The sequence below is a fragment of the Zoogloea oryzae genome (assembly GCF_030161255.1).
GTDB classification, from domain to species: domain Bacteria; phylum Pseudomonadota; class Gammaproteobacteria; order Burkholderiales; family Rhodocyclaceae; genus Zoogloea; species Zoogloea oryzae.
Genome location: NZ_BSPX01000131.1, coordinates 1 through 5,563, shown reverse-complemented (window position 1 = coordinate 5,563; position 5,563 = coordinate 1). Strand labels below are relative to the sequence as shown.

Sequence of the window (5,563 nt, the reverse complement as noted above, 5' to 3'; positions counted from 1 at the left end):
GACGAGCCTGTCGCCCTTGTCACCGGTGGGCAGCGGCGGCGGTGTCGAACTGCCCTCGACGGGCGGCTGTGGTTCGGGTTCGGCCGGCGCCGCGGCGCGCACCACGTCGGGCGGGGCATCGCGGCCGGGCTCGGGCAGCGGCGTCACCTGGGCCGGCGCAATCGGCTTGGTGGGCACCACCACCGCCTCGGGCTGAGGCGGCCGGGAAAGGTGATCAAAAACCGCCAGGCCGCCCAGGAGGACGGCAATCAGCCCCCCTGCGACGCCCGCGCGTACCCACAGCTGCCGGCGGGGATCTTCGTCCTCGTCATCGTCCGGCACATCCGGTCTGTCCGTCATGCTCCCCCCTCGGCCCGCGCCAGCGCGCAGACCAGTTCGGCTTCTGCCACCGAGATACCACAGTGCTCCGCAATCTGGCTTGCGGGAATGCCGCGCCCGGCCAGCAGCATGGCTTCGGAGTGCTGCGGCGACTCCGGCCGCACATACTGGGCTTGCGGCTGGGCCTGGGCCCGATCATGGGCCAACTGCATTTCATTGAGATCAAGGCGCAGGGCCACCAGCTCGCTACGCAGGAAATCCTGTTCGGTGCGCAGCTGGGCTACATCCCGACGCAGCTGCTGGATCTCGAGTTCGTTGAGGGTCTCCTGGGGCACTTCGAGCGGGTTGTGCGGCGCCATCGGGGCGGGCGCCGGCACGGCCGCAACGTCGGCCACCACCGTCTGGGGCGAGCGGCCGGGGGCTTCCGCGGTGCTGGCGGCCTTGCCCGGCAGGGCCAGACGGAACAGGATGATCGCCAGATAGATGGAGAGCACGGCGACCAGCGCCCAGACACCCTCCCGCAGACCTACATCGATCATCGGCCCGGCTCCCTGGCTGCGGCGCCGCATTCTTTTGACTGAAACCTTTGGCTGACGATGATCGTTCCCCTGGAAACTGGCGCTTGTACGACATGAATTTGACGCTGCGATAATAGCCGCGCGCCTCTTCAGCCACAATGCGACTTCTTCGTCTGTGCGCGTCTTTTCATCATGTTCCTCCTCAAAAAGCTGATCGCCCTGCTTCTGATGCCTCCGCTGGCCCCGCTGATCCTGATCTGCGGCGGCCTGCTGCTGCTTCGCTGGCGTCCGCGCGCAGGCCGCGTGCTGGCCTGGAGCGGCCTCGCCGTGGCCCTGCTGGTGACGATGCCCCCGGCGGTGGACGCCCTCCTCGGCGGCCTCGAAGACATCCCGGTGCTGCAGCCGGCGCAACTGGCCGACGCGGAGGCGATCGTGATCCTGGGCGGCGGCGCGCGCACCAACGCGCCGGAATTCGGCGGCCAGACGGTCAATCGCCTCACCCTCGAACGGGTGCGCTACGGCGCCCGCCTGGCCCGTCAGTCGGGCCTGCCGGTGCTGGTGAGCGGCGGCGCGCCAAGCGGCAGCCAGCCCGAGGCCGAGCTGATGAAGACCGCGCTGGAAGAAGATTTCCGGCTGCCCGTGAAGTGGGTGGAAGCCGCCTCGCTGGACACCCGCGACAATGCCCGGATGAGCGCCGCGCTGCTGCACACCGAGGGCGTGAAACGGGTGGTGCTGGTGACCCACGCCGCCCACATGCGCCGCTCGGTGGAAGCCTTCGAGGCGGCCGGACTGGCGGTGATCCCCGCGCCGACCGGCTTCTTCCGCCGCGGCCCGGCGGACGACACCCTGCCCCGCCTGCCCAACATGAACTCGACCTACGCCGGCACCTACGCCATCCACGAGTGGCTGGGCCTGCTGGCCTACCGCCTGAGCCGCTGAACCCGATCCGCAACCCTGCCCGCCCCATGCACGACGACACCCGCCCCAACGACGACGCCTGCCGGCAATGCAGGTTCTTCATGGCTGCCGAGAGCACCCTCGGCACCTGCCATCGCTACCCACCGGCCTTCGCTGGCGCCCAGTCACCCCGCGAGGATCACCACTGGCGTTTTCCGATCGTCAGCGGGCTGGCCTGGTGTGGCGAGTTCAGGCCACGGCACTGAGGCGCCTCAGCGGCTGAAGCTGGCCTTGCGCTTGCCCAGGAAGGCGTTGATGCCTTCGTCGAAATCCGGCCGGGCCGAACAGCGGGCAAAGGCTTCGGCCTCCAGCAGCAGCTGGGTGTCGAGGCTCTGGTCGGGCGACTGGTTGAGCAGGCGCTTCATCTCGGCGTAGGTCTCCCGCGGGCCGTTCAGGATGCGACGCACCAGCGCGGCCACCGCGTCATCCAGCTCGGGCAGCGGCACGACCCGGTTCACCACGCCCAGGCGCTGGGCTTCGGTGGCGTCGAAGCGGTCGGCCATCAGCAGCAACTCGAAGGCCTTGTGGCGCCCGACGATACGCGGCAGGAACCACGACACCCCGCCATCGCCCGACAGGGCAATGCTGGCGTAGGCGGTGGTGAAATAGGCGTTGTCGGCCGCCACCACCATGTCGCAGCCCAGCGCCAGCGACAGGCCAAAGCCCGCGCAGGCGCCATGCACGCGGCCGATCACCGGCACGCGCAGTTCGGCCAGGGCCTCGACGCTGCGGTTGATGTGCTGCTCGATGGTCGCCCGGAAGCTGGCGATCCGGCTCTCCGGCGACAGGTGCAGCTGGCCGGCAAAATCCTTGAGATCACCGCCGGCCATGAAGTGGTCGCCGGCGCCCTGGATCACCACCACCCGCAGGTCGTCCCGATGGGCGAGCTGGGCAGTCACGTCGGACAGGGCGTGCATCATGTCGAAGGACAACGCATTGAGCGCCTTCGGCCGGTTGAGGGTCAGCGTCGCGACGCCGTTGGCCACATCGAGCAGGATGGGAGATGTCATGGAAAGCGGTTCCTGTGGTTCATGGTTCGACAAGCGCCATTTTGACCGCTAAGCCCGGGCGGCGGAAGCAGACCGAGACCGCGCGCCCGGGTGGTGCCTTCGTCAGAACCGCAGCCCCGCCGAGAGGCTCACGAAATCCCGGTCCCGGGCGTTGTTGCAGGTGCCGCAAAAGGTGTTCGTCCATCCCAGTTCGGCCACGTAGCGCAGGCCCTCGTTGAAGAGCCCGTCCGCCGACCACACCTTCACGTCGTGGGCCCGGCTCATCACCGGGCTCAGCAACACGCCGTCGGCAAGACCGGCGTAGCGCCAGGCCGCGCGCAGGCGATGGCCCCAGGCGCTGCGGGTCACGTAACCGGCGTTGGCGCAGTGGCTGGCGACGCTGGAACACGCCCCGGCCACCGTCCCGATGCCGTACAGAACGCGGTCGAGGCGCCACACGCCGGCCAGCTGCGCCTGGGACACGCTCAGGCGCAGCCGCGGAGCGTGAAGGGCGCGTCGGCCTCGGCGGCAAGCACGAGGCACGGGGCGATGAGCAGGGCGATGCCTGCCCGGCGGGCAGGGTCTTGAGACATCCGGATTTCCTCCTTTGGCGGATCGCGCCCCTCTTTGGCGGGGGCGATGATCCTGCTGGCGTGCGTCTCAGCCGGCGGCGTAGCGCTCGCGCATCTGGCGCTTGTTGATCTTGCCGACGCTGGTCTTCTCGAGGCTGTCGGCAAAGCGCACCTGATCCGGCACCGCGAAGCGCGAGATCCGCCCCGCATCGGCGAAGGCGCGCAGGTGGGCGATGATGTCCTCCGCCGTCACGCCTTCGGCGCCGGCCTTGGGCACCACCACCGGCAGCGGGCGCTCGCCCCAGCGGGCGTCGGGCACGCCCAGCACGGCCACCTCGGCCACCGCCGGGTGCTGGGAGATCAGGGTCTCGATCTCCAGCGACGAGATCCACTCGCCGCCCGACTTGATGACGTCCTTGATGCGGTCGGTGATCTGCAGCGAACCGCTCGGGGCGATGCGGCCGATGTCCTGGGTGTGCAGCCAGCCGCCGCGCCACAGGTGGGCGGTGGCGTCGGCGTCCTTCAGGTAGCCCTGGGTGAGCCACGGGGCGCGCACGACCACCTCGCCCTGGGCCTGGTCGTCGTGGGCCACGTCCTCCAGGTTGCCGTCGACGATGCGCAGGTTCACCAGCGGAATCGGCAGGCCGGTGCGGCAACGGTCGGGCACGGTCTGCTCGGGCTGCAGGTCCAGGTCGGCGGGCTTGAGCTGGGCGAGGGTCAGGATCGGGCAGGTCTCGGACATGCCGTAGCCGGTGAACACGTCCATCCCCCGCGCCACCGCCTGGGTGGCGAGGCCCACGGTGAAGGCCGAACCGCCGATCACCATCTTCCAGCCGGACAGGTCCATCTCCTTCGCGGCCGGCGCCAGCAGGAGCATCTGCAGGATGGTGGGCACGCAGTGGGAGAAGGTCACGCCTTCGGTACGGCGCAGCTGGAGCAGCATGTCGGGCACGTAGCGGCCGGGGTAGACCTGCTTCACGCCCAGCATGGTCGCCACGTAGGGCAGGCCCCAGGCGTGGACGTGGAACATCGGGGTGATCGGCATGTACACGTCGCCCCGGTGCAGCCGCTGGCCCGACGCGGCGCCGGCCAGCCCGCCGAGGGTGCCGAGGGTGTGGAGCACCAGCTGGCGATGGCTGAAGAACACGCCCTTCGGCAGCCCGGTGGTGCCGGTGGTGTAGAAGGTGGTGGCGCGGGTGTTCTCGTCGAAATCCGGAAATGCGTGCTGCGGATCGGCGGCGGCCAGCAGGGCTTCGTACTCGCCAACCGCGCCAACGGCGGCCGGGTCGCAGGGCTCGTCGGAGAGCAGCACGATGCGCTTGAGCTTGGGCAGGCGCTCGCGGATGCCGTCGAGGATGGGCAGGAATTCGGTGTTGATGAGCAGCGTCTCGGCGCCGCAGTGGTCGATGGTGTAGGCGATCTGCTCGGGCGACAGGCGCACGTTCACGGTCATCAGCACGGCGCCCAGCATCGGGATCGCGAAGTAGCTCTCGAGGTAGCGGTGGGAATCCCAGTCGGCCACCGCCACGGTGTCGCCCTGGCCCACGCCGAGCCGGCTGAGGGCACTGCCCAGGCGGCCGATGCGGGCAACGAGATCGCGGTAGGTGTGGCGGCACACGTCGCGATAGACGATCTCCTGATCGGGCGCGTGGGCCAGCGGCGTGTGCAGGAGCTGCTTGATGAGCAGCGGGTAGGCGTAAGGCTGGTCGGCGGACGCGGCAGCGTCTCCGGTGGCACGGATGTCGGTTTGCACGATTGTCTCCTCGGGCTGTTATGGTCTGACGGAAGCGTCCGCAGCTTAGCCGGAGGGCGGGGTGAAATCGCCCCCCCGAAAGGGGGGCAGCCGGGGCTCAGCCGGGTGGCGGGCGCAGCAGGCCGGCCTGCCGGGCCCGGTGGATGGCCTCGGTCCGGCTGCGGGCGCCGAGCTTTGCGTAGATGTTGCTGAGGTGCCACTTCACCGTTTCGGGCGTCACCTGCGCCTCGCGGGCGATGGCCTTGTTCGACAGCCCCTGGGCAACCCGCTGCAGGATGTCGTGCTCGCGGGCCGACAGCCGCTCCGGCGCATCGACGGCGGCACCGGCCCGGGCTTCGGCCAGCAGCGCCTCGACGAGTGGGCCGGCATCAAGCAGGCTGCGCACCATACCGGCCTGGTCGGCGAACGGCAGCAGCACCGCCAGCCCCGCCACCGCGCGGGGGCGCTGGCCGGCCA

The 5,563-nt window shown here is 69.9% G+C and carries 7 protein-coding genes and 1 pseudogene; 2 read left to right on the top strand and 6 right to left on the bottom strand.

Annotated elements, in window-relative coordinates; genetic code table 11:
* Both QQK25_RS22025 and QQK25_RS22020 read right to left on the bottom strand, forming a co-directional pair.
* A pseudogene (locus QQK25_RS22025) lies at positions 1–339 on the bottom strand (hypothetical protein); the annotation flags it as partial.
* Positions 336–857, bottom strand: a complete 522-nt coding sequence (locus QQK25_RS22020; protein WP_284189887.1) for a DUF2802 domain-containing protein — start codon at positions 855–857, stop codon at positions 336–338. The gene QQK25_RS22020 and the pseudogene QQK25_RS22025, both read right to left, overlap by 4 nt.
* Before the next feature lie 171 nt (positions 858–1,028).
* Here QQK25_RS22020 and QQK25_RS22015 point away from each other — a divergent pair, with 171 nt between their 5' ends.
* Entirely contained in the window at positions 1,029–1,775 is a 747-nt protein-coding gene (locus QQK25_RS22015; RefSeq protein WP_284189886.1) for a YdcF family protein, read from the top strand.
* A gap of 26 nt (positions 1,776–1,801) precedes the next feature.
* On the top strand, positions 1,802–1,999 hold the full coding sequence (locus QQK25_RS22010) for a hypothetical protein (RefSeq protein WP_284189885.1): 198 nt from the start codon (positions 1,802–1,804) through the stop codon (positions 1,997–1,999).
* Between the two features lie 6 nt (positions 2,000–2,005).
* Here QQK25_RS22010 and QQK25_RS22005 read toward each other — a convergent pair whose 3' ends face one another.
* The 4 genes from QQK25_RS22005 to QQK25_RS21990 form a co-directional block, all read right to left on the bottom strand.
* Positions 2,006–2,803, bottom strand: a complete 798-nt coding sequence (locus QQK25_RS22005; protein WP_284189884.1) for an enoyl-CoA hydratase/isomerase family protein — start codon at positions 2,801–2,803, stop codon at positions 2,006–2,008.
* 102 nt (positions 2,804–2,905) lie between these two features.
* Entirely contained in the window at positions 2,906–3,265 is a 360-nt protein-coding gene (locus QQK25_RS22000) for a DUF1302 family protein (RefSeq protein ID WP_284189883.1), read from the bottom strand.
* A gap of 177 nt (positions 3,266–3,442) precedes the next feature.
* The gene (locus QQK25_RS21995; protein WP_284189882.1) at positions 3,443–5,107 is read right to left on the bottom strand and encodes a fatty acid--CoA ligase; all 1,665 of its coding nucleotides are present in this window, start codon (positions 5,105–5,107) and stop codon (positions 3,443–3,445) included.
* 97 nt (positions 5,108–5,204) lie between these two features.
* On the bottom strand, positions 5,205–5,563 hold a 359-nt coding region (locus tag QQK25_RS21990; protein WP_284189881.1), incomplete at its 5' end, for a helix-turn-helix domain-containing protein.

Bases quoted from the DNA above. Each gene is read 5' to 3' on its own strand.
- QQK25_RS22020 (WP_284189887.1), bottom strand. From the start codon at position 857: ATGATCGATGTAGGTCTGCGGGAGGGTGTCTGGGCGCTGGTCGCCGTG.
- QQK25_RS22015 (WP_284189886.1), top strand. From the start codon at position 1,029: ATGTTCCTCCTCAAAAAGCTGATCGCCCTGCTTCTGATGCCTCCGCTG.
- QQK25_RS22010 (WP_284189885.1), top strand. From the start codon at position 1,802: ATGCACGACGACACCCGCCCCAACGACGACGCCTGCCGGCAATGCAGG.
- QQK25_RS22005 (WP_284189884.1), bottom strand. From the start codon at position 2,803: ATGACATCTCCCATCCTGCTCGATGTGGCCAACGGCGTCGCGACGCTG.